Source organism: Ralstonia sp. NFACC01 (genome assembly GCF_900115545.1).
In the GTDB taxonomy this organism is placed as follows: Bacteria; Pseudomonadota; Gammaproteobacteria; order Burkholderiales; family Burkholderiaceae; genus Ralstonia; species Ralstonia mojiangensis.
Window position 1 is genome coordinate 12,125 of sequence record NZ_FOWV01000009.1, and the last position, 22,274, is coordinate 34,398.

Here is a 22,274-nt window from a genome sequence, read left to right on the forward strand (position 1 = left end):
ATCAATCGTCAAAGTCCCACATCCGATGCAGATCGAGCTGCAGGCGGCTGTCTGCCTCCAGCAGGTCGACGCGTGCGAGCCGCTCGGCCAGCACGGACTCGGCCAGACTACGGCGTGCTGCCAGTAGCTCAGTCAAGCCCGACTCACCTGCACGATATGCGCGCGTTGCCCGGTCGGATGCGCTCCTTTGCACCGTAGCCGCTTCCATCTGCGCCTGCGCGCTCGTCCGTTTTCCTTGCAAGTTGCCGTAAAGGACATCGAATTCGGCACCCAGCCGACGCTCGGCACCCAGTCTGCGCCTTGCAGCAGTTTCCGCATCGGCAGCGGCCGCCGCAGCCGCTGAGCGGCGATGCGCCGAGCCGATCGGCATGGCAACGCTCACACCCATGATGCGTTCCGCACCGCCGCGCTCCACCGTAACAAACATGCCGACGGTCGGGTCAGGCCGGCGATCAAGGTCGGCGCGCTTGGCCATATGCTGCGCCTGAGCCTCTTCTGCCATGGCAAGGCGATATTCGTGGCTGTCCTGGATGTACTGGGTACGTAATCGATCTGGTGGTTCTTGCGGCAATGCGGGCAGCGCTGGATCGGGGCCAAACGCGGGATGACCAAGCCCCGGAAAGCGGGCTTGCAGCTCCGCCTGCGCGGTTTGTTCCGCTGCAGCGGCTGTCGCCAGCGCGGCTTGCGTGCGCGCCCGATCGGCCGCGGCCAGTTCGGCCTCCAGGCGAGAGGCATCGCCCAGTTGCACCCTCCGGGCAGTCAGCGCCGCCAGGTCAGCCGCCGCTTTGGCGTTCTCCTGCGCTGCGTAGCGTGCCTGTCCTGCGCGCACGGCACCAAACCAGAGGGCCAGAATCTGGCGCGATGCCTCATGACGTGCATCCTTGACGGCAAGCTGACCCGCCTCGGCGGCGGCATCGGCAAGCTGCCCATCGGCCTGCGCTTTGCCCCAAAGCCGCAATGGCCGCTCCACAGCGATCTGCCCTTCAGCATGGCGTTCGGAGGGATCGCGCACCTGGCGCCCTTGGCCAATTGCGCGCACGACGGTTTCCGCTGTGCCGGCGCGGATGCCCTCAGCCCGAGCCAGTACAGCATCGCGGCGGGCTTCTGCCGCCAGCACGTCGGGCGACTGTGCGACGGCCTCGCGCACTGCGCTCTCCGCCGGTAGATAGGCCGGCGAGATTTGCGCTTGCGCGGCGGCGCTGCAAAGCAGCATCGTGCTCGCTCCCGCCAATACGATGCGAAACAGATCCAACCTCATTGTGAATCTCCCTGCCCGGCGGCCGCACGCGGCCGAGGCAACCCAAAACGTTCAAACAGCAGGGGCAGAAGAAGCAGTGTCAGGGCGGTCGAAGAAATCAGCCCGCCCGATACCACGATCGCCAGCGGCCGCTGAATCTCTGACCCCGGCCCGCTGGCCAGCAGCAGCGGAATCATCCCCAGTGCGGTAATGCAGGCCGTCATCAGGACGGGCCGCAGCCGGTCCCGCACGCCATCGCGCACGGCTTCCGTCATGCTCAAACCTGACTCCAGCAGCGTGTTGAAGTGCGAAACCAGCACCACGCCGTTGAGCACCGCGATCCCGAGCAATGCGATAAAGCCAACGGAGGCCGGCACCGAGAGGTACTCGCCCGATATCCGCAGCGCCGCAATGCCCCCCACGAGCGCAAACGGAATGTTGGCAACCACCAGCACCGCCTGCCGCACCGAGCGGAACGTCAACATCAGCAGGAGAAAGATTGCGCACAGGGCCAATGGGACAACCAGCGCAAGGCGCGCTGCGGCGCGTTGCTGGTTCTCGAACTGGCCACCCCACACCACCCGCAATCCCTTTGGCAACGTGCCAATACCGCTGACTGCCGCCTGGGCTTCCTGCACGAAACCCGCCAGGTCCCGACCATCAACATTGGCCTGGATCACGGCAAACCGGGCGCCGTCTTCGTGGTTGATGCGCACGGGCCCATCCACGCGTTCGATACGTGCCAGAGAGGTGAGCGGCCATGCTTTGCCGTCGGGTGCCGTTACCAGAAGGTTGGTCAGGTTTTCGGGCGCCTGCCGCAAGCCTGCTCCGCCACGCAAGATCAGCGGCGTGCGAACGATGCCCTCAGGCACCACGCCAATCCGGTCGCCCTCGATCAGGGCGCGCAGTTGCGCCTGGAGGGTGTCGCCGGAGAAGCCGGCCTGCCCGACCGCTGCGCGGTCCAGCGACACTTTCAGGTACTGCACACCACTGTTGCTGGGGGCAATTACCTCTGCCGCGCCCGGAATGGTGCGGACCTTGGCTGCAATGGCCTGCGCGGCTGCGTCGATGGCGGCAAGGTCGCTGCCAAACAGCTTGATGGCAACGTCACCACGTGTGCCGGTCAGCATCTCCGAGACACGCATCTCAATGGGCTGCGTGAAGCCGTAGATCACGCCCGGGAAGCGCTCCATTACGCGCCGGATCGCAATCGCGATGTCTTCCTTGCTGCCGCGCCACTGATCCTTGGGCTTGAGCACCAGGAAGGTATCGGTTTCATTCAGGCCCATCGGGTCAAGGCCAAGGTCATCCGAACCCGAGCGCGCGACGATCGAGCGTATTTCCGGCACCTCCTTGAGCAGCGCCTGCTGCACGCGTTGGTCCATGTCCAGCGAAGCCGTTAGCGAAACGGACGGTGCTTTCTGCAACTGCACGATCAGGTCGCCCTCGTCCATCGTGGGCATGAACGTCTTGCCGACCGACATGTACAACACCACGGCCAGCGCCAACGCCGCCCCGGCCAGGCCGAACACCATGCGGCGATGCGTGGTCGTCCACGCCTGGATTCGCGCAAAACCGCTCGCGACCTTTCGCATCAGCCAGGGCGGCTCATCTGCATGCGTAAGCAAGAGCAAAGAAGCGAGCGCCGGAACCACGGTAAAGGCAATCACCACGGACGAGGCCAGCGCCAGCACGATGGTCAGCGCCACCGGCCCGAAGAGCTTGCCCTCCAGACCTTGCAGTGACAGCAGCGGCAAGAACACGATGGCAATAATCGAAACGCCCGACAGCATCGGTACCGCCACCGTTGCGACTGCATGGCGGATGACCGCACCGCGCAGCGCGGGGTCTGTCTTGTGGTCTTGCGCGCGCGCCATGGCCGTCTCGATGTTCTCGACCACGACGACGGCTGCGTCCACGAGCATGCCCAGCGCAATGGCGAGCCCACCGAGGCTCATCAGGTTGGCAGTCAGACCCACATAGCGCATCAGAAGGAAGGTTGCCAGCATCGACAGCGGCAGTGTGGTCGCCACGACCAGGGCAGCCCGCACCCCGCCCAGGAACACGTACAAGGTGATGACCACCAGCACGCTGGCCTCAATCAGGGCGCGAACCACGGTGTTGGCCGCACGGGTTACCAGCTCGCCACGGTTGTAGAAGACGTGGGTCGACATGCCCTTCGGCAACTGGGGCCCTAGCGCGTCCAGCCGCTCCTGCACCGCCTCGACCAGCTTGCGGGCATCGCTGCCGCGCAGGCCCAGCACCAGCCCTTCAACCGCTTCACCGTTGCCGTCTTTGCTGACAGCGCCGTTGCGGGTGGCCTCGCCCAGCCGCACGGTCGCAACATCGCCAACCGTGACCGCAGGGGCGGAATTCGGGCTCTGCGCCGGCACCACGACAATCGCACGCAAATCGTCCAGCCCGCGTATGCCACCTTCCACGCGCACGACCCAGTGCTCGTCTCCGCGGTCCAGCCGCCCTGCCCCGTCGTTGCGATTGTTGGCGTCCAGCGCCTGACGCAGTTGCTCCAGGGTGACGGCGCGGGCTCGCAACCGGGCGGGGTCAGGCGTCACCTCGTAGCTGCGCACCTCGCCGCCGAGGGCGTTGACGTCGGCTACGCCTGCCACGGTGCGCAGCGCTGGCCGGATCACCCAGTCCAGCACGCGGCGCCGCTCGGCCAGGGAATAGCCATCGCCCTCCACCGTGAACATGAACATCTCGCCCAACGGCGTGGTGATGGGCGCCAGACCGCCCACGGCGGTCGATGGCAGATCGCGTGCCAAACCAGCCAGACGCTCCGACACCTGCTGGCGCGCCCAGTAGACGTCTACCCCCTCTTCAAAATCGACGGTCACGTCGCTGATGCCGTATTTGGACACCGAGCGCACGATCGTCTTGTGCGGCAGGCCGAGCAGCTCCTGCTCGATGGGCGTGGAGACCCGCTGCTCGACTTCCTCCGGGGTCATGCCCGGCACCTTCAACACGACCTTGACCTGCGTCGGCGAGATATCGGGAAACGCGTCGATCGGCAGGTTCAGATACGCCCACACGCCGGCCACAGCGAGCACGCCAGCCGCAATCAGCACCAGCACGCGCTGGCGCAAAGAGAACTCAATCAGGCGGGGCAACATCACTGCTCTCCCGCCAGCAAGCCCTTGAGCGCGCCGACTCCTGTCACCGCTACGCGTGTACCGGCGGGCAGGTTGGCACGGACGACGGCGATGGCGTCGTCTGTACTGGCGACTGCGACATCCTGGAAGCGGAAACCCTTGTCGGTTGCGACGAATAGGCCTGGCACGCCTCGCACATAGACCAACGCGGCCACAGGAACCCGCAGCAGGCCAGGGGCGTTTGCATTGGCCGCGCTGCGCAGCTTGAGCGTGACGTTGACGCTCTCCCCGGCACGCAGGTCTCCACGTCGCTCCAGCGATGCGCGAACACGCACACCTGCAGTGCCATCGCCGGAAGGCGCAACACCAATGACGGTGCCGCCGGCGCCGCGTTGTGCGATCTCGACGCGGTCGCCTGTGGCAGGCACCGGTATGTCGCGGCCAACGAGCAGGTCCAGCTCCAGCGCCGCCGGATCAACAATCCTGAAAAGCGGTGCCGCCGCGTCGACTCGCGCCCCCGGAACGGCGTTGACTTCGGAAACCACACCGCCACGGCTGGCAACCAATTGCGCCTCACCACCCGCGCCGCTGAATGCAATGCCTGCGGAGGCCAGCTCTGCCTTGCGCGCCTTGACCATGGCACCGGCCTCAGTGGCCCGCGCCTGTGTTGCCTGCCAGCGGCTTGCAGCGATGATGCCGTCGTCGTACAGCGCCTTGTCGCGCGCTAGCGACTGCTGCGCGAGCCGCGCCTGCGAGTTGGCTTCCGTCAATGCGCGGCTGGTTTCGAAGAGCTGCGGGCTCAAAAAACCGGCCAGCGGCTGGCCTGCCCGGACGGTTTGCCCGACCGACACCAACACCCGGGGCACCATGCCCGCGTATGGGGCGGCTACTACATATTGCGCATCCGGCTTGAACACGACACGCGCATGCGTGCCGACCTCCAACCCTGAAGAAGCGGCGACCGGGCTGAAACGCACGCCGAGGGAGCGCGCCTGCTCAGCCGATAGCGGCACCACCTGGGTGCCTGCTTGGGCAGCGGCCTGCTCAAGGGGAAACGCGATCAGCGCAATACACGCACTGGCCGCGACGATTCGTTTGAAAGACATGCCTGACTCCAATCCTCGGAGGCAACGCCACGGACGCCACCTCTGATTGCCGCGCATACGCGGGCGACCTCAAGATCAACCGTCGCCCAGCATTTCCATGCATTGCGAACGACAAGCTCTTACGGTGGAGGGCCAATGGAACGTGGAGTTGCTACCGCCGCGTAGCGTTAGGCGTGCGAAATGCGCCAAAAGACAGCGCTTCTGACACATTCATCATCGCCAATGCAGACGCTAAAGGCTTGTTGCAGGTCAACAAGTTGCAGAGCAGCGCGCACACCGGCCGTCAACCGGGTACGGATCAGGATTGCAGCGGAGGTGCTTGGGCCGGAGGTGGCCGATTGATGCGATCGCGCCACCGCGCTCGAACGGGCGCGGGCCGGTAGGCGGGACGAAATACAGCGGCGCGAGCCAGCGCCGCAAGCAGGAGGAAGGTCAGCGCAGATACACCAGCTGCCGCGGCTGCCCAAAGAAATGCGCCAAGATCCGCCGGACCAATGGCAGGCTCGACATCCACCTCGAAGGGTTCCTGGCTCGTCAACGCCCAGTCATGAAGGCCAATGGCGACCGACTCCTCAATAGGAGGACGATGAGCAAACAATACGGATTGGAAATGAGAATCAACCGCAGCAGGAAGTGCGGTGTGCACGTGCAGGCCAGATTGTTTCGGTGTTCCGAGATGGCCGTGCAGAAGCGGGCTTAGCAGTTGCATCAACACGATGGTCAACAACAGCATTGCCCGAAGCGAGTTGCTTGCGGTCGCTCGTGGCATGTGTGGATTGTAAAGCAATGTGCCTTTCGTTTGGTGGTTGATGTCAACCACCCATCGGAGACAGACCGACCACAGCATGCGTCAACGCATATGCCGACGAATACTCCAGCTCGCCCGAGGCTTGTGCATGGATCGTGAACACCGGTTGTCCGACGCTCACCTGATCGCGCAGTCGCACATGCATTTCCACCCCCGCGACTTGACGTATCGGTGCGCCCGCAAGTTTTGCGATGCGGGCAAGGTGACGGTTGTCGATGTTGGTGACGATGCCATTTTTCTCAGCAACGACGTCGCGGCGGAAAATGGCTTCTCCGGGGATGCGCAAGCCGCCTTGCGCCTCGCAAATCGCTTCGAACTTCCGCCATGCGGCACCGCTATCCAGCAGGCCGGTTGCCATGTCGAGCCCCGTTCCGGCAACCGCTGCGCCGCAGAACTCCAGCAATGCGCCGGCGAGCAATAACGACCGTTCCCGCAAGTCGAAGGGCGCCGTTGGCGAGCGCTGCAGTACGGCCAGAACGTCTCTTGCTTCCAGCGCAGGGCCGATCCCGCGGCCAACGGGCTGCGCGCCATCCGTGCGCACCATCAGCACCTGCACCCCGAACGCCTGGGCCACGCGCTTGAGCAGCATTTCAAGGCGCTCGAGGTCTTCGACACTGCGAACTTTGGCCGTCGGGCCAACAGGCACATCGATCAACACATGGGTGGACCCCGCTGCAATCTTTTTGGAAAGAATGGACGCCACCAGCTGTGCGTCGCTGTCGACATCGAGCGCTCTTTCCACCCGAATCAAGACGTCGTCCGCCGGGCTGAGGCTCAACGCCCCGCCCCACGCGAGCGATGCCCCAACCTGCCCTACGACGCTTCGCAGCTCGGCTGCGGTGAGGTTGACGCGGGTGAGCGTTTCCATCATGTCGGCGGTACCCGCTGGCGAGGTGATGGCGCGTGATGACGTTTTGGGCAGCAGCAGCCCCGCCGCCGCGCAGATGGCAACGATGATGGGGCTGGTGCGATTGCCGGGCAGACCGCCTACGCAATGCTTGTCTGCCACGACCGCTCGATCCCAATGCAGCCGCTCGCCCGAGTCGACCATGGCTTGCGTAAGGTCGATGGTTTCCTTGATGGTCATGCGGCCCGATGCGCAGGCACTCAGGAAGGCCGCGATATGGACGTCGGCATAGCGCTCGTTCGAGATGTCCGCAATGATCTCGTGCAACTGCCTGGCGTCCAGATGCCCACCGTAGATCTTGGCCCGCAAGGCGCGCAGCGACTCGAGCGACGGCGCATGCCTGACGCAGACCTCGTCCCCTGGGCGCGCCATCAACGCATCGACCGCGGCGGCTGAGAGGCTCACCTCATGCTTCTCTAGCAGCCCCGACCCGACCAGGTTCAGCGTGGCGATCGTCGATCGCAGCCCGATCTGGACTTCCACACGGGCCTGCGCTGTAAAGCCCTCCGACCGGCAGATCGCGCTGTCCGGGTGCATGTAGATGACGTGCTCTTGCCACGTGTCAATGCCAAGCGCCTTGAACTTGAGGCATCCCGGCGGCGCGACGGGTACGTCAGCCGAGGGCATGGAGATCGTGCTCATGACATGCGCGTCAGCCTGCAAAACGGAAGTGTCCGCTGTGTAGCGTGATCTCCTTGGAACCTGTTTGCTCGAACAGAATGCGTGCGACATCTTCGATATGACCGCGGTGCACTTTGAATGCACTGAGCAGATCGTCAGACTGGCAGGAGCGCGCGCCAAAATGGTCCTCAAGGGCCTCGGCCGTGATTGCATAGCTTGCGGAGCTGCCATCGACCGAAGCGCGGCATTGCAGACGCGGCCCTGCTGCGCAGTATGTAGGGTCGTCAGGCAGGAACCTGATCTGTTTCATGATGGCCTCCAGAGACGAAAGCGCCCTGATCAAACAAGCATCTGCTTGCTCGAAGCCAGGGGTAAATCAAACATGCGTGAAACGGCGTCGACCAGCGGCTCTGTGAGTGCAATCTGGTTCGAGGGATGGGGGATGGTGTCGCACGTGACGACATCCGTGCTGGCCGCGCAAAGCCGGCTGTAGGCGTCGGCGGCAAACACGGCGTGCACCCCAATGCAGACCGGCTGCGGTTTGCCGGCATGCTGCAGCAAGGCTGCCGCAGCGAGCATGGTGCGCCCCGTCGAGATAATGTCGTCCACCAGTACGGGCACGCACCGTGGTGGAATGTTTGGCAACTCCGCCATTTCCACGTGCCATGTGCTGTGTCGCGTCTTGGCCAACGCTGCCCATGGAGCCTGGCAAATGCCGGCCACATGCTCGACCCACTGCCTGCTTTCGTCGTCGGGCCCGATCAGGAACGGCGCCTGTACATGGGTCTGAATCCATGCGGCAATGGCAGGTGCGGCTTCCACGGCGACCGTCGGCATGCGATACACATTCGATAGATGCGAAATGCGATGCAGATGCGGATCCGCCGTAACAAGCCAGTCGAAGACCGGATTCAGCAGGGCGGCAAAGTGTTCTGCGGCGCGAATTTCGCCCGCATTGAAGACGACGTCCTGCCGCATATACGGCAGGTACGGGGCGATCAGGCCAACCCGGCGTGCCCCGCCCTCGCGTGCGGCAATCGCCAGCCAGAGCAGTGGCAGGAGTTTCTCGTCGGGATGATCGAGTGTGCAGACAATGGCAACTTCAGCGCCGTGCACGGGCGTGTAAAGCCGCACGTAGGATTCACCATCCGGAAAGTGGCTCACGGCGGCATGCCCCAACTCCGCGCTCAGCGGGATGGCAAGCCGCATGGTGGCGGCGTCGCAGCCCGGCATAGCAATCAGCACACGCTGCGGCTCCAGGGCAACGGCTGGTGCGGTCATGCCCCCTCCAGATCGTAGGACTCGCGGTACTCCGGCATGCGGACTGGCCACTGCAGTTCATGCTCGATGCGCTGGCGCAAGGCGTCGCTGGCGGCCGGTTCGCCATGCACGACGAAGGTCTGCCGTGGCGGACGCGTGAAGCCCCGTAACCAGCTCATCAGCTCATTGGCATCCGCGTGGGCGGACAGATTCTGAATCTGCTCAACCGAGGCTCGAATGGCAACCTCACGTCCGTGCACGCGTAGCGCCCGTTGACCGGCCAGCAGGGCGGCGCCTCGTGTGCCGGCCGCCTGGAAGCCTGACATCAGGATGGCGTTGCGCTTGCCGCCGCCAAAGCTCTTCAGGTGATGCAGCACCCGCCCGCCTGTTGCCATGCCGCTTGCCGCAAGAATGATCTTGGGAGCGCGATCGTTCCCCAGGTGCATCGACTGTTCAGGACTTTGCACAGGAATGGCCAACGCACAAGCGGCCTGGCAGTCGGCCGCTCCGATATGCAGATCGTCAACATGATGTGCAAACACCTCGGTCGCCAGCTCGGCCATCGGGCTGTCGAGATAGATCGGCACATGCGGAATTCGATGTTCGCGGATCAACACGTAGAGGCAATACAGAAGCTCTTGGGTACGCCCCACCGCAAAGGCAGGAATCAGCAGCGTGCCGCCTTGCCCGATCGTCCGTTGCACAACCTGCTGGAGTGCATCGAGCGGGTCGCCCTCCGGATGCACGCGATCGCCATAGGTGGATTCGACCAGCAAGGTATCGGCCTCCGCGATGGGCTCAGGTGGCCGCATCACGGGATCGACCTGCCGCCCCAGGTCGCCAGAGAAGACGATGCGGCGGCCCTCCGTCAACAACGTCGCCGTGGCCGCACCGATGATGTGCCCTGCCCGGTGGAACTCGGCTTCCACGCCATCGGTCACCGGAAAGCGCTCGCCGTAGTCGATGGGATGCAGGCGGCGTAATGCCCTGGCAGCGTCTTTTTCGTCATAAAGCGGCAATGCAGGATGATGACGCGAGAACCCCTGCGCATTCGCGTACTGGGCATCCTCCTGCGCGAGCCGGGCGCTGTCAGGCAGCAGGATGTTGCATAGTTCCGCCGTGCCTTTCGTGCAATAGACCGGGCCACGAAAGCCATTGCGGACCAGCAGCGGCAGATAGCCGCTGTGATCGACATGGGCATGCGTGAGCACGACCGCATCGATTTGGTGCGGGTTGACAGCGAGCTTGTCCCAGTTCCGCAGGCGCAATGACTTGTAGCCCTGAAAGAGCCCGCAGTCGACCATGACACGGCGCGTGCCGCTCTCAAGCACGTATTTCGAGCCGGTCACCGTGTCGGTCGCACCGAGAAATTGCAGCCGCATGCCACGCTCCCCGATGCTCAGCGAATCGTGACGCGCTGCTGTGGTGACGCGTCCTTCTTGGGCAGCGTCAGATGCAGCAGTCCGTTCTCGTACGCCGCATCGACCTTGCTTTCATCAACCGCAGCATCCAGCGTAAACATGCGCTGCATGGTTCCGCTATAGCGCTCGCTGCGGATGACGCGTTCGCCTTCCTTCTCTTCGGAATTGCGTTCCACCTTGGCCGAGATCATGACGGTGCCGCGATCGACCGTTACTTCGATGTCTTCCTTCTTCACACCTGGGATTTCTGCGACAACGCTGTATGCCTTGTCGGACTCCGTCACGTCCACCTTGAACGGCAGCGCGCCATCCATACTCCCGCGGAACGAGCGCAGAAGCCCTTGGAAGATGTCGCCGACCGGCTCGATGGCGAACGGGTCATAACGCTTGAGCTGACTCATGACTGCCTCCTGATGATTGGCCCCAGGGGATCTTGGGGCCAGCAGATTCATCGTGGCACGACAGTGCCAGAGCGCTTTGCGGCAGATCAACGGCGGCGCACAGGAGCGCGGTGCGGGGGGCAGGAGATTCGTATCGAGCACACCGCTTCCGCGGTGTCGGCCGCCGTGTCAGGCTTTCCTGACATGGAAATCCGCAGCTCCGACAGCATTCTCAGCGCAGCCTGCATGACGCCGGCGAGTGCGCTGCCAATACTGGGGACACGCCAACAAGCAACGCAGCGTCTTGTCGAATCGCCCCCAGAACACGACAACGCCCAGCCAGTACAACGCGGAGCGCGCCATGAGCCAGAACGTTGAATGCATCGCCCAGTGGAATGACTCTCACGACCTCGCTGCTTTTGACACGCTGCTCCCTGTTGGTGCGCACCTTGTCGCAGAACGCGATGGATACGAACACCACGGCATCTATGTTGGCAACGGACAGGTGATTCACTACGCCGGTTTCTCTCGCCGCCAGCGCCGGGGGCCGGTGGAGCGCATTTCCATTAGCTGCTTTGCATGCGGTTTTGTAGTGACCATCCAGCGCGAAGGCCGCCCCTGTTACGACGGCGAAGAAGTCGCGCGCCGCGCGTGTTCGCGCCTCGGGGAGCGCAACTACCGGCTGTTGACCAACAATTGCGAGCACTTCTGTTCGTGGTGCCTGTTTGGAGAATGCCGCAGCGTGCAGGTGGAGGCGTGCCTGAGAAGCCCCGCGCGGGCTGCGCGCACGCTACTCAAGCTGATGGGGCTGGCACTTTGCGCCGAATGGCGGACCGCACGGCCTCTGCGACAGGCACGGGCCGCGTGACGCCGGAGAACACCATGCCCCAATACGACACCTCGTTGCGCGAACTGATTGCCAAATGGTTCGGCCTGAACGACACACCGCATCTGCGAATCACGCGCCTGCATTGCCCCGGCGTTGATTGCGGCTGCGTGCGGGCAGAGCTGACGACATCTGTGCGCCCACTCGTCATCGTGTTCTTCCGGCATCAGGCCGGTTGCTGGAGACTGTTTCCGCCATCGCGCGCACGCCACCGATAGCGCCAATGCAGGCCTTTCTGCTGGAAGGCAACACTGACTTGCGGGCTGGTTGATCCGCATCAACCGGCTTTCCGGCCCACGCACGAATATCAAGGTTCGATCGGGACGTTGGTTGACGCGCGACTATGCGAAGGTGAAAAAGTGAAAGAGAGTTTGAAGCCGCAGCAGCAAAGGTTTTCGCTCTGGTACGCCGTCATCGTTGCGTTGAGCATGCTGGCGTTCCAAACGCTGTTCACGTCCGGGCAGGTCGACGCTCTCCCCTACAGCGACTTCAAGCTCCTCCTGCAAGCGGGCAAGATCAAGGACGTCGCCATTGGTGATCAGGACATCACCGGCACATTCTCGACGGAAGGTGCCGAGGCATTGCTGACGCCGCAGCAGATCGAGGTCATCCGACGCACGGGCAAGGCCGATCATCCTTTCCAGACGCTTCGCGTGAATGACCCAGCCCTTGTTCAGGAGCTGGAAGCGGCCAAGGTTCGCTTTGTCGGCCGCCCGGACAACAAATGGTTGAGCACGCTCCTGTCGTGGGTTGTGCCTGCGCTGCTGCTCTTCGCTGCCTGGAACTTTCTGATCCGGCGCATGGGCGGCTCCGCAGCCGGGAGGCTGATGGAGATCGGCAAGAGCAAGGCAAAGGTCTACATGCAGAAGGAAACCGGCGTGACCTTCGCCGACGTTGCCGGCATTGACGAAGCCAAGGAGGAGCTCTCGGAAATCGTGAGCTTTCTGAAAGAGCCACTGCGGTTTCAACTGCTGGGCGGCAGGATTCCCAAGGGCGTGTTGCTTGTGGGTGCGCCCGGTACGGGCAAGACCCTCCTTGCCAAGGCAGTTGCCGGTGAAGCAGCGGTGCCTTTCTTCAGCATGAGCGGGTCGGAGTTTGTCGAGATGTTCGTTGGCGTAGGCGCGGCGCGCGTGCGGGATTTGTTCAGTCAGGCCGAGTCCATGGCGCCGTGCATCATCTTCATCGATGAACTCGATGCATTGGGCAAGACGCGTGCGTTCAACCTGGTCGGCGGCAATGAAGAGCGCGAGCAGACGCTGAACCAGCTTCTGGTCGAGATGGACGGTTTTGACAGCAACAAGGGCGTCATCATCATGGCCGCGACGAACCGGCCCGAGATACTCGACCCCGCGCTGCTTCGTCCTGGACGGTTTGACCGCCATATCGCCCTCGATCGGCCGGACCTCAAGGGCCGGGAGCAGATCCTCAAGGTCCATGCCAGGAACGTCACGCTGGGCGCTGATGTCGACCTGCGCAAAATCGCTGCACGGACGCCGGGTTTTGCCGGCGCCGACCTGGCCAACCTTGTCAATGAGGCGGCGCTTCTTGCCGCTCGCGAAGGCAAATCCGCCGTGGAGACGGTCGACTTTGACCAAGCACTGGATCGCATCGTGGGCGGCCCCGAGAAGAAGAGCCGTGTGATGAATGCCAAGGAAAAAGAGACGATCGCCTTCCACGAGGCGGGGCATGCCATCGTGGCCGAGCACCGGCCCTTATCCGATCGCGTCTCGAAGGTTTCCATCATTCCAAGAGGTATCGCCGCCCTCGGCTACACACAACAGACGCCCACGGAGGACCGCTACCTCCTCAAGCACAGCGAATTGCTGGACCGGCTCGACGTGCTGCTGGGCGGTTACGTTGCCGAGCAGATCGTGTACCACGACGTATCGACTGGTGCGCAGAACGACTTGCAGCGCGCAACTGATATGGCGCGCCAGATGATCACTCAGTTCGGCATGAGCGAGCAGCTCGGTCTGGCCACCTACGAGCAGACACCCAACCCGCTGCTTGCCGGCGCCGGGTTGATGCAGCGCGAGCGCAAGGAATATAGCGAACACACAGCGCAGTTGATCGATGCGGAAGTCCGCAGGGTGCTGACCGATGCCAGCGCACGCGTGACCGCCACGCTGGAAGGCCAGCGCTCCAAGCTGGAAGCGCTGTCGCGCATGCTGCTAGAAAAAGAGGTGGTTGACCGCCACGACCTGGACATGATTCTGGCTGGCAACGTGACGCCAATGCCGCCTCCGAAGTCAGAAGCGGGCTCCCCCGCCAGCGCCCCGGCACCGCTGCCCGCGCAACAACCGCATTAGCGAAATGACACACGCAACGCATACCGCCGGACACGTGTGTTTATGGCAGGAGGTTTGATTCAGCCCAAATTGCGTTGCGCTGCAGGAAGTACTCTGGGAATTGTCCACCGCCGCTGCGGTGTAGATTCTGGTCTGCAGCAGGCCGGAGGAACTCGCCCTCATAGGAGTCAACATGAAACAACGCTCTCAATCCGAACGAGTGCGGCCGGCACGCTGGAGCCCATTTGCCGTGGAGCCGATCCACACCCGGTATCGGCAACCTGACAAGGCACCGGCTGCAAGTTGCTGCCCGGTTTGCGGTGCTGTCTACCTCAAGGGCCGCTGGTTGTGGCGTAGTCCTCCTCCCGGGGCCGCTTCCTTGATCTGCTCCGCATGCCAGCGGGCCGCCGACCAGATGCCTGCAGGGCGAATCCAACTGTCGGGGGACTTTGAGGCGGCCCATCGGGAAGAGATTCTGGCGCTCGCCCGCCACCGCGAGGCAGATCTGCGCGCGGATCATCCGATGGAGCGCATCATGGCTGTCGAGAGCACGAGCAGCGGCACCAACATCTTGACGACCGGGTTTCATCTGGCGCGCGATATCGGCCATGCAATTCACCATGCATTCCACGGACACCTGACGTTTGACTATGGCAATGCAGAAACCGAACTGCACGTGAAATGGAGCCGGTAGCACCTCAATCCGGCCCCGGCTGGCGCGTATCAAGACACTGAAACCTCTGCGTAGCGCTGCTCGATCTCGGCGGCGCTACCCAGTTCGGTACCGGCATGGGGCAACGCTGCAGCAGCTGCGGCCATACCGTATCGAAATGCTTCCCGCATCTGCGCATTCCGATTAAGCGCCCACACCATTCCGCCCACGAAGCTGTCGCCCGCACCGATCGTACTGACGATTGACGTTGCGATGGCACCTGAGCGGACAACCTCTTCCTGTGTGACGAGCATCGCCCCGCCTGCGCCAAGGGTGAGCGCGATGGCATGCGCGTGCCCATTGCGGACAATCTCTTGAGCCGTCTGCATGCAATCCGCTTCCGTCTCCAACGCGCGCCCCGTCAGTTGTCGAAGCTCGTTCAGGCTGGGCTTGATCAGGTATGGTGCATGCGGCAACGCCGCGCGCAATGCCGGCCCCGAGGCATCCAGTACGACCCGGCAGCCATGAACCTTGGCTCTATCAATAACGCGTGCATAGAAATCTTCGGCGACCCCGAGCGGAAGGCTTCCGCTCAGCACGAGGTAGCGCGGCGCAGGTCGCAGCGCATCCAGGTAGTCCAGGCAGCGCTGCCATTCTGCTTCCGAGAGGACCGGCCCCGGCATTACGAACCGGAACTCACGGTGGCTGCACAGTTCCGTCACGGAAAAGTTCTCGCGTGTCTCTCCTTCGATCCCGAGGGCGACGAACGGCAGGCCCTCTGCCGACAGGAGACGTCCCAACCGCTCGGCCACCGGGCCGCCGGCAAGGTAAATGGCCAGGCACTCCCCGCCCAGACGATGAACAACGCGGGCGACGTTGATTCCACCGCCTCCAGGGTCACAGCGCGCCGGGGTGCAGCGCATCTTGTGTGTGTCAGTCAAGCGCTCCACCGATGTGGCGATATCGATTGCGGGATTGACCGTAAGCGTGACGATTTCCGGCATTGCACACCTCAAGGGGCTACGGCAGGCAGCATGACAAGGTCTGCGCACCTGCCCGCATCGACATGCTCCTTTGCACCGATGAATCCATGCTAGCCAACACCGCTCCGATGGCGTTGATCGGCATCACGCCGAGCGCACCGCGTCGGGAACAACGCCTCTGGCTCAAGCAGCTAACCACCTCGGGAAACACGCCCCATCAGAAGGGCGAGGCAAGCCAACCCGGAGACTTGCGTCAGGTCAACTCCGGCAATAACGAAGCGCCTACCCTGCAGTCATGTCAACCGGAGATCGTGATGCCACAGCCTACTGATGCAGCCTGTAATCTCGCCTGCGCCACCATGCGCGATGCCAGCCGCGCAGCCGAGCTCTTCGTCGATAGTCAGCTTCAGCTGGCACGCCTTCGCATCAAGATGGCGGAATCCGCGCTGGAGAATCTGTCCCAGCTGGAAGGTCAGTCGGACGCAGTCAAAGACTGGAGCGCACTGGCTTCTGCGCAGAGCGCCTACATGAAGCTCCAAGCCAACCAGAGTGCAAACGCAGTTCGCCAATGGGCCGACTTCCTCAATGACGCACAGCGCTCTTATATACGCCAGGCGACGGAGTGGAACGATCAGTTCCAACATCGCCCCGGAACGGCCGCGCCTCCCGCACAACTGCTGATCGCGTCCCTCGACTCTTGGCAGACGTTGGTCAACACCTTCAACGAGATAGCCGCGTCGGCTACGCAAGCCCGATCGCCGTCGCAACCACCAACGACATCCAAGAGCGCGCGCGGTGCGTGACGGCTGCCCTGGCAGATGGAAATGCGCGTGCAAAAAGCAACGCGCTACGCAGCGCGTCGATCAAAGAGAGCTGTTTGATTGCTGTCAACGAGGGGCTCTGGCAGCCACCTATTCTTGAAAGAGTCATCGGGCAAGCACGTGATGGATGGAAACGGTCCGTGATCCAGCGGTTGCACTTGATTTGTTTGCAGGAGCACAAAATGCACAGAAAACTCATGATGACTCTGCTCGTCGTGGCGGCAGCTTCCACGTCGGCGTACGCACAAAGTAAGTCCGACACAGCACCGAACGGCGACGGCCAAAGAGCCGGCAAAGTGAATCCCTACACGGAGGGCGCCAAGCAGGCCAAGCCCGATCCGTACACAGAGGGATCGAGACGCGGCAAGTTCGATCCATACACAGAAGGCGCAAAGGGCAAGCGCGACACCTATACGGATGGCGCCAAACAAGCCAAGCGCGATCCGTACACAGAAGGATCAAGACGCGGCAAGTTTGACCCGTACACGGAAGGTGCGAAAGGCAAGCGCGACACCTATACGGATGGCGCCAGACAAGCCAAACGCGATCCGTACACAGAAGGGTCGAGGAGTGGCAAGTTCGATCCGTACACGGAAGGTGCGAAGGGTAAGCGCGACACCTATACGGATGGCGGCAACCAGACGAAGTAGCAGCACCTGGCTTGGCCTTGTCGGACTCCGTCTGGGCGCGTAGCGGCCGTCGTCCTCAATACAGCAGATAGGCGGCCCGCTCGGAAAGAAAGACATCGGTCTGCGCGATGACGGTGTGCTCGATCGCGTCCAGCGACACACCATCCCGCAGCATTGCCCAGACCGTCTCTGACCCAACGGAGGTACGGATCGCCTCCAGCTTGAAATGCTCCGGATAGCGCACCGACAGTACCCGGGCCAGTGCCAAACCGATGCGGCCCGGGCGCGTGAGCGCAGACGTCCGGTGGATCGCCACACCCGAGCACGAGCGGCCATGGTATGGCCCCTCCGCGGGAACAAAATGGACGGGCGTATAGGTGGCACCGGTATCCAGCGCATTGAGTTCTCGCGCGACCGCTGCACCGTCCATCCACGGTGCCCCCACCATGCCGAAGGGCGCCGACGTGCCCCTACCCACGCTGACACTTGCGCCCTCGATCAGCCCCACATCCGGATATCGCTCCAAGGCAGCGAAGTCACGCAGGTTTGGCGATGGCGGAACCCAACCCAGCCCGGTATTGGCAAAGCGCATTGCGCGGTCGTACTGCTCCATGGCTACGACATGCAGTGCTGCGCCGATGTGCAGCTGGTCGTTCAGCAACCTGGCAAGCTCGCCGATCGTCATGCCGTGCACAAGCGGCAGAGACACGTAGTTCGTCAATGAGCGGTTTGCCGTATCGGATACCGGCCCACCAACGAGATCACCGCCCATCGGGTTGGGACGGTCCAGCACAAGCACCGGGATGTGGGCCTTCGCTGCCGCTTCGAGCGTCGCCCCCAGGGTGGCAAGGTAGGTAAAGAACCGTACGCCAGCGTCCTGGATGTCAAACACCAGGACGTCGATATCGGTCAGCGCGCTGCGTGGTATGTCCTTGCTGTTGCCGTAGAGGCTATGGACGACCACGTTGGAGCGTACGTCAATGGTGTCACCAAAGCGCGCATCGAGATCGGTGCCAATGCCATGCTCTGGCGCAAAGATGGCGCTCAACCGCACACCGGGTGCCTGATTGAGTACATCAATGGTGCGCCGTCCCTGGGCGTCGAAGCCACTGTGATTCGTGACCAAGCCGACCCGCTTTCCGGCAAGCGGTGCGAAGCCGCTGGCCTCCAACACGTCGATACCGGATCGTACGGGACCGACCGCCATGGGTAAGCGGCTTCCGGCACTGATCACCGCATCGGCCATGGTCGGGGCGCGCGCCGCGATCTGTTCACCGGAGAGCAACGGCGCAGTGCTCGATACCAGGTTCAGCGCAGCCTCACGCAACGGCATGGCGTTACCCCGCTCGGCCGGATACAGCCGGCTTGTAAGCACAATCACGAATCGTCGCGTGACCAAGTCGATCCATAAGCCGGTTCCGGTATAGCCCAGGTGCTGAAGAAGTCCGGCACGCGGTGCGCGATAGCGGTTGGGGATCAACGGCGCCTGGACTTCCCATCCCAGCGTGCGCGTCGCCTCCACTGCTGTCGAACCGTCCGGCGTCAACAGCTGGGCGACGCTGGCCGGTTGCAAGATACGGCGATCCCCCAAGCGGCCCCCATCAAGGAGCATCCTGGCGAACCTGGCGAGATTATCTGCCGTGGAGAACAGGCCCGCGTTGCCGGAGACACCCCCCAGTGCCGCGGCCGTCGGATCATGCACTTTGCCGCGAAGCCATCGTCCGTTGCGAATGATGGTTGGCGCGATGCGGGGAATCGCCTTATGGCTCGGCCGGAACGCCGTGTCGCGCATGCCAAGCGGTTGGAAAATGTTCTGCGCACACCATGCGTCAAGCCCGATCCCACTGACACGATGGACGACCTCACCCAAGGCGACATAGTTGAGATCGCTGTAGATGACACGATGCCCGGGCGCCGCAATCGGCGGCATGACCCCGATGGCGTGAAGCACCGTGGCGGGGCCCCGGAGTTCCGATTGGGCGGCCAGGCCTGGAGGCAGCCCCGAAGTGTGAGTAAGCAACTGCCGGATTGTGATGTGCGCCTTCCCTCCGTCTGCGAAGGGAGGCCAGTAACGGCTGGCCGGCGCGTCCAACTCCAAACGTCCGCGCTCGGCCAACTGCAGTACCGCCGTGGCCGTGGCCACTGCTTTGGTAAGGGATGCCAGATCGAAGATCGTGTCTTCCGTCATCGGCTCAGCGGCAGGTCCGTTGGATCGCTGACCCAACGCGACGCGTTCGCGCACCCCGCTGGCATCACCGATCGCTACGACCGCCCCGGCCACATTACCGTCGGCAATCTGCGCGGCTACTACGGCTTCCAGATCGTGCATGGGCACAGGCGCACCCAGTGGCCCAAGCTCGTTGGTGACGGGGGCGGCCCGCCCGCTTTGCATGCAGGCCAACAGCACCGCACCCAATATCGCGACTATCGCGGCAAATCGGCTCGATCGTACCGATTGCGCGCGTTCCATAGCATCCACCCGTTGGTTCCCTCCGCATCGGCAGCATCGACTTGGGCGCGAATCATCTCCGCATTGAACTCACGATGATCAAAGGCATAGTCCCGGAACGCCTGCAGCCATGGCCGGAACCTCGCCCCCGGAAAACCTGTGCGCCGCTTCGCTTCGGCCAGGGAGTGCGAGACGATCTCGCCGGGCTTCTCGGTGGGTTTTCTGACGCCCGGCAAGCCCCATGTGAAACCTGATGGATAGAGCATGGGCGAAATGTAGTCGACCACAGCGCCCAGTGTGTTGATCTGTTGGCCGATCGCCGTGTCGTCGGTGTTCCAGCACACGTAGCCGAAAATATCCGCCGCCAAGTAAATGTTGTATGGCCGCAGCCGCTCTCTCGCCTGCGCAAGAAAACCTGTCACGGCCGCAACCCGGTGTGCTTGCGTGTTGGCCTGATGGAACTGCAAGCCGTTGGCGTCCGGAAAACGCAGGTAGTCGAACTGGATTTCGTCGAATCCGAGTCTTGCCGCCTCTTCCGCCACGTCAAGCGTATTGGCCCAGGCGGCTTCGATACTTGGGTCGATCCATTGTTGATCTTCGCGATCGCGCCAGACCTCGCCATCGCGATCTCGCACGGCCCATTCCGGGTGCGCCAATGCCAGGCGGTCGTCCTTGAAGACGACAATGCGCGCAATCAGATACAGGCCACGTAGACGAAGTTGACGAATCAGGGCGGCAAACTGCTCGGTGCGGGCCGCACCGTTCTTCTGTACGGGCGCCACGCCCACTTCTGAACGGGCCGCACTCGGGTAAGGTGTGTCGCCGCGGTCGCCCTTCATGTCGATGACCAGCGCATTGATGGCCGTCTCGCCCTGTAGTGCAACGGCCGCATCACGCAAGGATCGATTGGATACGCCCTGTACCGACAGATAGACCGCCCGGGGCTTGATCTGCTTGAGCGCTATCTCAGTGGCGGGCTGTGCGCCGCCAAGCACCAGCTCGGCACGACCATAGCCGGGGGCGCGGATGCTGACCGTCTTGCGTGCATCCACTGCCGTGTCCGGAATGGCGACCAGGCCAGCAGCATCGGTCGTTCCGCTCTCGCCCTGAACGAATGTGATTGCGCCTTCCACGGGCAGATGGGTCTGTGCGTCGACCACGCGAAGCTCGGCGGCGCCGGCAACCTGCGCGCAAGAGAGCCACGCCGCTGCAAGCCAGAGGCGCAGACGGCTAGTCATGGTTGCCCCCGGTTGCATTGAGAATGTTCGTCATGCATTGCGCGCCACAACCATCGGTGATCAGGTATCGGGGCAGTGCCAGGGCGGGTTGAGACACTCGCAGTGGTTGCGCGTCCAGCGTGAAGGCGGCGGTGTAGCCCTCCTCCTGCGCGATGCGTTCCAGTTCAGGATCGTGGATGCCAAAAGGCCACGCCAGAAAATGCACCGGGACACCAATCTCTGTTTCGATGCGCACCTTTGCGCGGCGCAACTGATCATGGGCGAACTTGACGAAATCATCGGCGCTACGGTGCATTCGTTCCACGCGGAAGTTCGGATGCCAGTAAGTATGAGACTGCACGTCAAACTGGCCGGTGCGGGCCAACTCTTGTAACTGGAGCCAAGTCATCGCGTATGCGGCATTTGAGATGGCAGACGGGTACACAAATAGCGTCACAGGAATGCTCCGGCCGCGCAGCGCGGGCCACAACGTCTCGTACACGGACCGATGGCCGTCATCCACGGTAATGGCGACAGCCTTCGCCGGCAGCGCATCTTGCTTGCCTTCGTGCCAGCGCAGGATGTCCGCGAGCGGAACGATGCGATAACCGGCCGCCTCGATCGCACGCAGATGCGCTTCGAATGTCGGCATCCGAACCGTCATGCTGCTATCCACCGTCGATGCAAAGCGGTGATAGACGAGCACCACTACACTCGGCTGCACGGTGGGCATATCTGCGTTGGCGCTTGGGTACGCAATCATCAGAAGCGCGCAACACAACGAGAAGACCCAGGTTTTCATCAGCCGCAGCTCCGAAGGAGGATGGATGGCATGTCTCGCCTAACCCGCACAGCCTACGACTCGCGTGGTGTGCCGCGCAGCCAATGCCAAAGCAGCACCCCGCTGCCTGCCATGCCGCCCAGATGGGCAAAGTGCGCGACATCGACTTCGGTTCCGCTCACGCCGAGTGTCAGTTCCACGATCGCATAGAGCGTCGCAAACACCCACGCAGGCATCGGGATGGGTGGGATCAACGGCACGATCATGCGATTGGGAAACAGGACGGCATAAGCGAGAAGCAATCCGAACACGCCCCCGGAAGCGCCAATGACCGGCCCCGCCGAAAAAACGCTCAAGACCGTAAAAGCGATTTGCGCGAACGCCGCACTCAAGATGCTGGATAGATAAAGCAGCCAAGTCCGAGGCGCTCCCACGGCGCGTTCCACGTCGCGCCCGAACATGTAGAGGCCAAACATGTTGAGCGCCAGATGCGCTCCATTTGCGTGTAGGAAGGCGTATGTCAGCGGTTGCCACGGCATGAATCCGCTCCGCATGCCCTCTCCTGATATGCCGAGCGGCCAGAGCGCAAAGGCACGCAGCAACGCGTCTCCCGCAATGAGCTCTGCACCGAACACGGCCACGTTGATGAAGATGAGCAGCTTGATCATGAAAGCACCCCTGATCTCTGCCCACGATACGGCGGCGCGCGTGGGCCAGC

20 protein-coding genes are annotated in these 22,274 nt (G+C 63.0%); 6 read left to right on the forward strand and 14 right to left on the reverse strand.

Features of this window, described 5'->3' with window-relative positions; genetic code table 11:
- Nucleotide 1: 1 nt before the first annotated feature.
- The 9 genes from BM136_RS20730 to BM136_RS20770 form a co-directional block, all read right to left on the reverse strand.
- Nucleotides 2–1,258 carry a TolC family protein gene (locus BM136_RS20730; RefSeq protein ID WP_092975144.1) on the reverse strand — a complete coding sequence of 419 codons (1,257 nt, stop codon included), beginning with the start codon at nt 1,256–1,258 and terminating at the stop codon, nt 2–4.
- Nucleotides 1,255–4,368 carry an efflux RND transporter permease subunit gene (locus BM136_RS20735; RefSeq protein WP_092975147.1) on the reverse strand — a complete coding sequence of 1,038 codons (3,114 nt, stop codon included), beginning with the start codon at nt 4,366–4,368 and terminating at the stop codon, nt 1,255–1,257. The genes BM136_RS20730 and BM136_RS20735 overlap by 4 nt, the downstream gene beginning before the upstream one ends.
- Nucleotides 4,368–5,453, reverse strand: coding sequence for an efflux RND transporter periplasmic adaptor subunit (locus BM136_RS20740; protein ID WP_092975149.1), 1,086 nt, complete (start codon nt 5,451–5,453; stop codon nt 4,368–4,370). Before BM136_RS20740 ends, BM136_RS20735 begins: the two co-directional genes overlap by 1 nt.
- Before the next feature lie 298 nt (nt 5,454–5,751).
- Nucleotides 5,752–6,186 carry a hypothetical protein gene (locus BM136_RS20745; RefSeq protein ID WP_254775713.1) on the reverse strand — a complete coding sequence of 145 codons (435 nt, stop codon included), beginning with the start codon at nt 6,184–6,186 and terminating at the stop codon, nt 5,752–5,754.
- Nucleotides 6,187–6,265: 79 nt separating this feature from the next.
- Nucleotides 6,266–7,795, reverse strand: coding sequence for a thymidine phosphorylase family protein (locus tag BM136_RS20750; RefSeq protein WP_175537190.1), 1,530 nt, complete (start codon nt 7,793–7,795; stop codon nt 6,266–6,268).
- 25 nt (nt 7,796–7,820) lie between these two features.
- Nucleotides 7,821–8,099 carry a DUF1488 family protein gene (locus BM136_RS20755; protein WP_092975155.1) on the reverse strand — a complete coding sequence of 93 codons (279 nt, stop codon included), beginning with the start codon at nt 8,097–8,099 and terminating at the stop codon, nt 7,821–7,823.
- Nucleotides 8,100–8,128: 29 nt separating this feature from the next.
- On the reverse strand, nt 8,129–9,070 hold the full coding sequence (locus BM136_RS20760; RefSeq protein WP_092975158.1) for a ribose-phosphate pyrophosphokinase: 942 nt from the start codon (nt 9,068–9,070) through the stop codon (nt 8,129–8,131).
- The gene (locus tag BM136_RS20765) at nt 9,067–10,431 is read right to left on the reverse strand and encodes an MBL fold metallo-hydrolase RNA specificity domain-containing protein (protein WP_092975160.1); all 1,365 of its coding nucleotides are present in this window, start codon (nt 10,429–10,431) and stop codon (nt 9,067–9,069) included. The genes BM136_RS20760 and BM136_RS20765 overlap by 4 nt, the downstream gene beginning before the upstream one ends.
- Before the next feature lie 17 nt (nt 10,432–10,448).
- On the reverse strand, nt 10,449–10,871 hold the full coding sequence (locus tag BM136_RS20770; RefSeq protein WP_092975163.1) for an Hsp20/alpha crystallin family protein: 423 nt from the start codon (nt 10,869–10,871) through the stop codon (nt 10,449–10,451).
- A gap of 340 nt (nt 10,872–11,211) precedes the next feature.
- Here BM136_RS20770 and BM136_RS20775 point away from each other — a divergent pair, with 340 nt between their 5' ends.
- From BM136_RS20775 to BM136_RS20790, 4 genes are all read left to right on the forward strand, one after another.
- Nucleotides 11,212–11,718, forward strand: a complete 507-nt coding sequence (locus BM136_RS20775) for a lecithin retinol acyltransferase family protein (RefSeq protein ID WP_092975165.1) — start codon at nt 11,212–11,214, stop codon at nt 11,716–11,718.
- A gap of 14 nt (nt 11,719–11,732) precedes the next feature.
- Nucleotides 11,733–11,954 (forward strand): hypothetical protein, encoded by a 222-nt coding sequence (locus BM136_RS20780; RefSeq protein ID WP_092975562.1) that lies wholly within the window; start codon nt 11,733–11,735, stop codon nt 11,952–11,954.
- Between the two features lie 153 nt (nt 11,955–12,107).
- The gene (gene ftsH, locus BM136_RS20785) at nt 12,108–14,045 is read left to right on the forward strand and encodes an ATP-dependent zinc metalloprotease FtsH (RefSeq protein ID WP_092975168.1); all 1,938 of its coding nucleotides are present in this window, start codon (nt 12,108–12,110) and stop codon (nt 14,043–14,045) included.
- Between the two features lie 229 nt (nt 14,046–14,274).
- The gene (locus BM136_RS20790) at nt 14,275–14,718 is read left to right on the forward strand and encodes a BCAM0308 family protein (protein WP_254775714.1); all 444 of its coding nucleotides are present in this window, start codon (nt 14,275–14,277) and stop codon (nt 14,716–14,718) included.
- A 29-nt stretch (nt 14,719–14,747) separates the two neighbouring features.
- Here the strand turns inward: BM136_RS20790 and BM136_RS20795 are convergent, their stop codons facing one another.
- Nucleotides 14,748–15,680 carry a 1-phosphofructokinase family hexose kinase gene (locus BM136_RS20795; RefSeq protein ID WP_092975174.1) on the reverse strand — a complete coding sequence of 311 codons (933 nt, stop codon included), beginning with the start codon at nt 15,678–15,680 and terminating at the stop codon, nt 14,748–14,750.
- 86 nt (nt 15,681–15,766) lie between these two features.
- On the opposite strand from BM136_RS20795, the gene BM136_RS20800 reads away from it, so the two are divergent.
- A complete protein-coding gene (locus tag BM136_RS20800) occupies nt 15,767–16,462 on the forward strand; it encodes a hypothetical protein (RefSeq protein WP_254775715.1) in 696 nt (231 codons plus the stop codon).
- Nucleotides 16,459–17,130: a hypothetical protein gene (locus BM136_RS20805; RefSeq protein ID WP_368073447.1), complete on the forward strand. Its 672-nt coding sequence runs from the start codon at nt 16,459–16,461 to the stop codon at nt 17,128–17,130. Before BM136_RS20800 ends, BM136_RS20805 begins: the two co-directional genes overlap by 4 nt.
- A gap of 55 nt (nt 17,131–17,185) precedes the next feature.
- On the opposite strand, the gene BM136_RS20810 is transcribed toward BM136_RS20805, so the two are convergent.
- Genes BM136_RS20810 through BM136_RS20825 form a run of 4 tightly spaced genes read right to left on the reverse strand, consistent with a single transcriptional unit; the run spans nt 17,186 to nt 22,224 of the window.
- Nucleotides 17,186–19,579 (reverse strand): exo-beta-N-acetylmuramidase NamZ domain-containing protein, encoded by a 2,394-nt coding sequence (locus BM136_RS20810; protein WP_092975181.1) that lies wholly within the window; start codon nt 19,577–19,579, stop codon nt 17,186–17,188.
- Entirely contained in the window at nt 19,534–20,814 is a 1,281-nt protein-coding gene (locus BM136_RS20815) for a putative glycoside hydrolase (protein ID WP_092975184.1), read from the reverse strand. Before BM136_RS20815 ends, BM136_RS20810 begins: the two co-directional genes overlap by 46 nt.
- The gene (locus tag BM136_RS20820) at nt 20,789–21,577 is read right to left on the reverse strand and encodes a polysaccharide deacetylase family protein (RefSeq protein ID WP_092975187.1); all 789 of its coding nucleotides are present in this window, start codon (nt 21,575–21,577) and stop codon (nt 20,789–20,791) included. Before BM136_RS20820 ends, BM136_RS20815 begins: the two co-directional genes overlap by 26 nt.
- Nucleotides 21,578–21,630: 53 nt before the next feature.
- The gene (locus BM136_RS20825) at nt 21,631–22,224 is read right to left on the reverse strand and encodes a rhomboid family intramembrane serine protease (RefSeq protein WP_092975190.1); all 594 of its coding nucleotides are present in this window, start codon (nt 22,222–22,224) and stop codon (nt 21,631–21,633) included.
- Between the last annotated feature and the right edge of the window lie 50 nt (nt 22,225–22,274).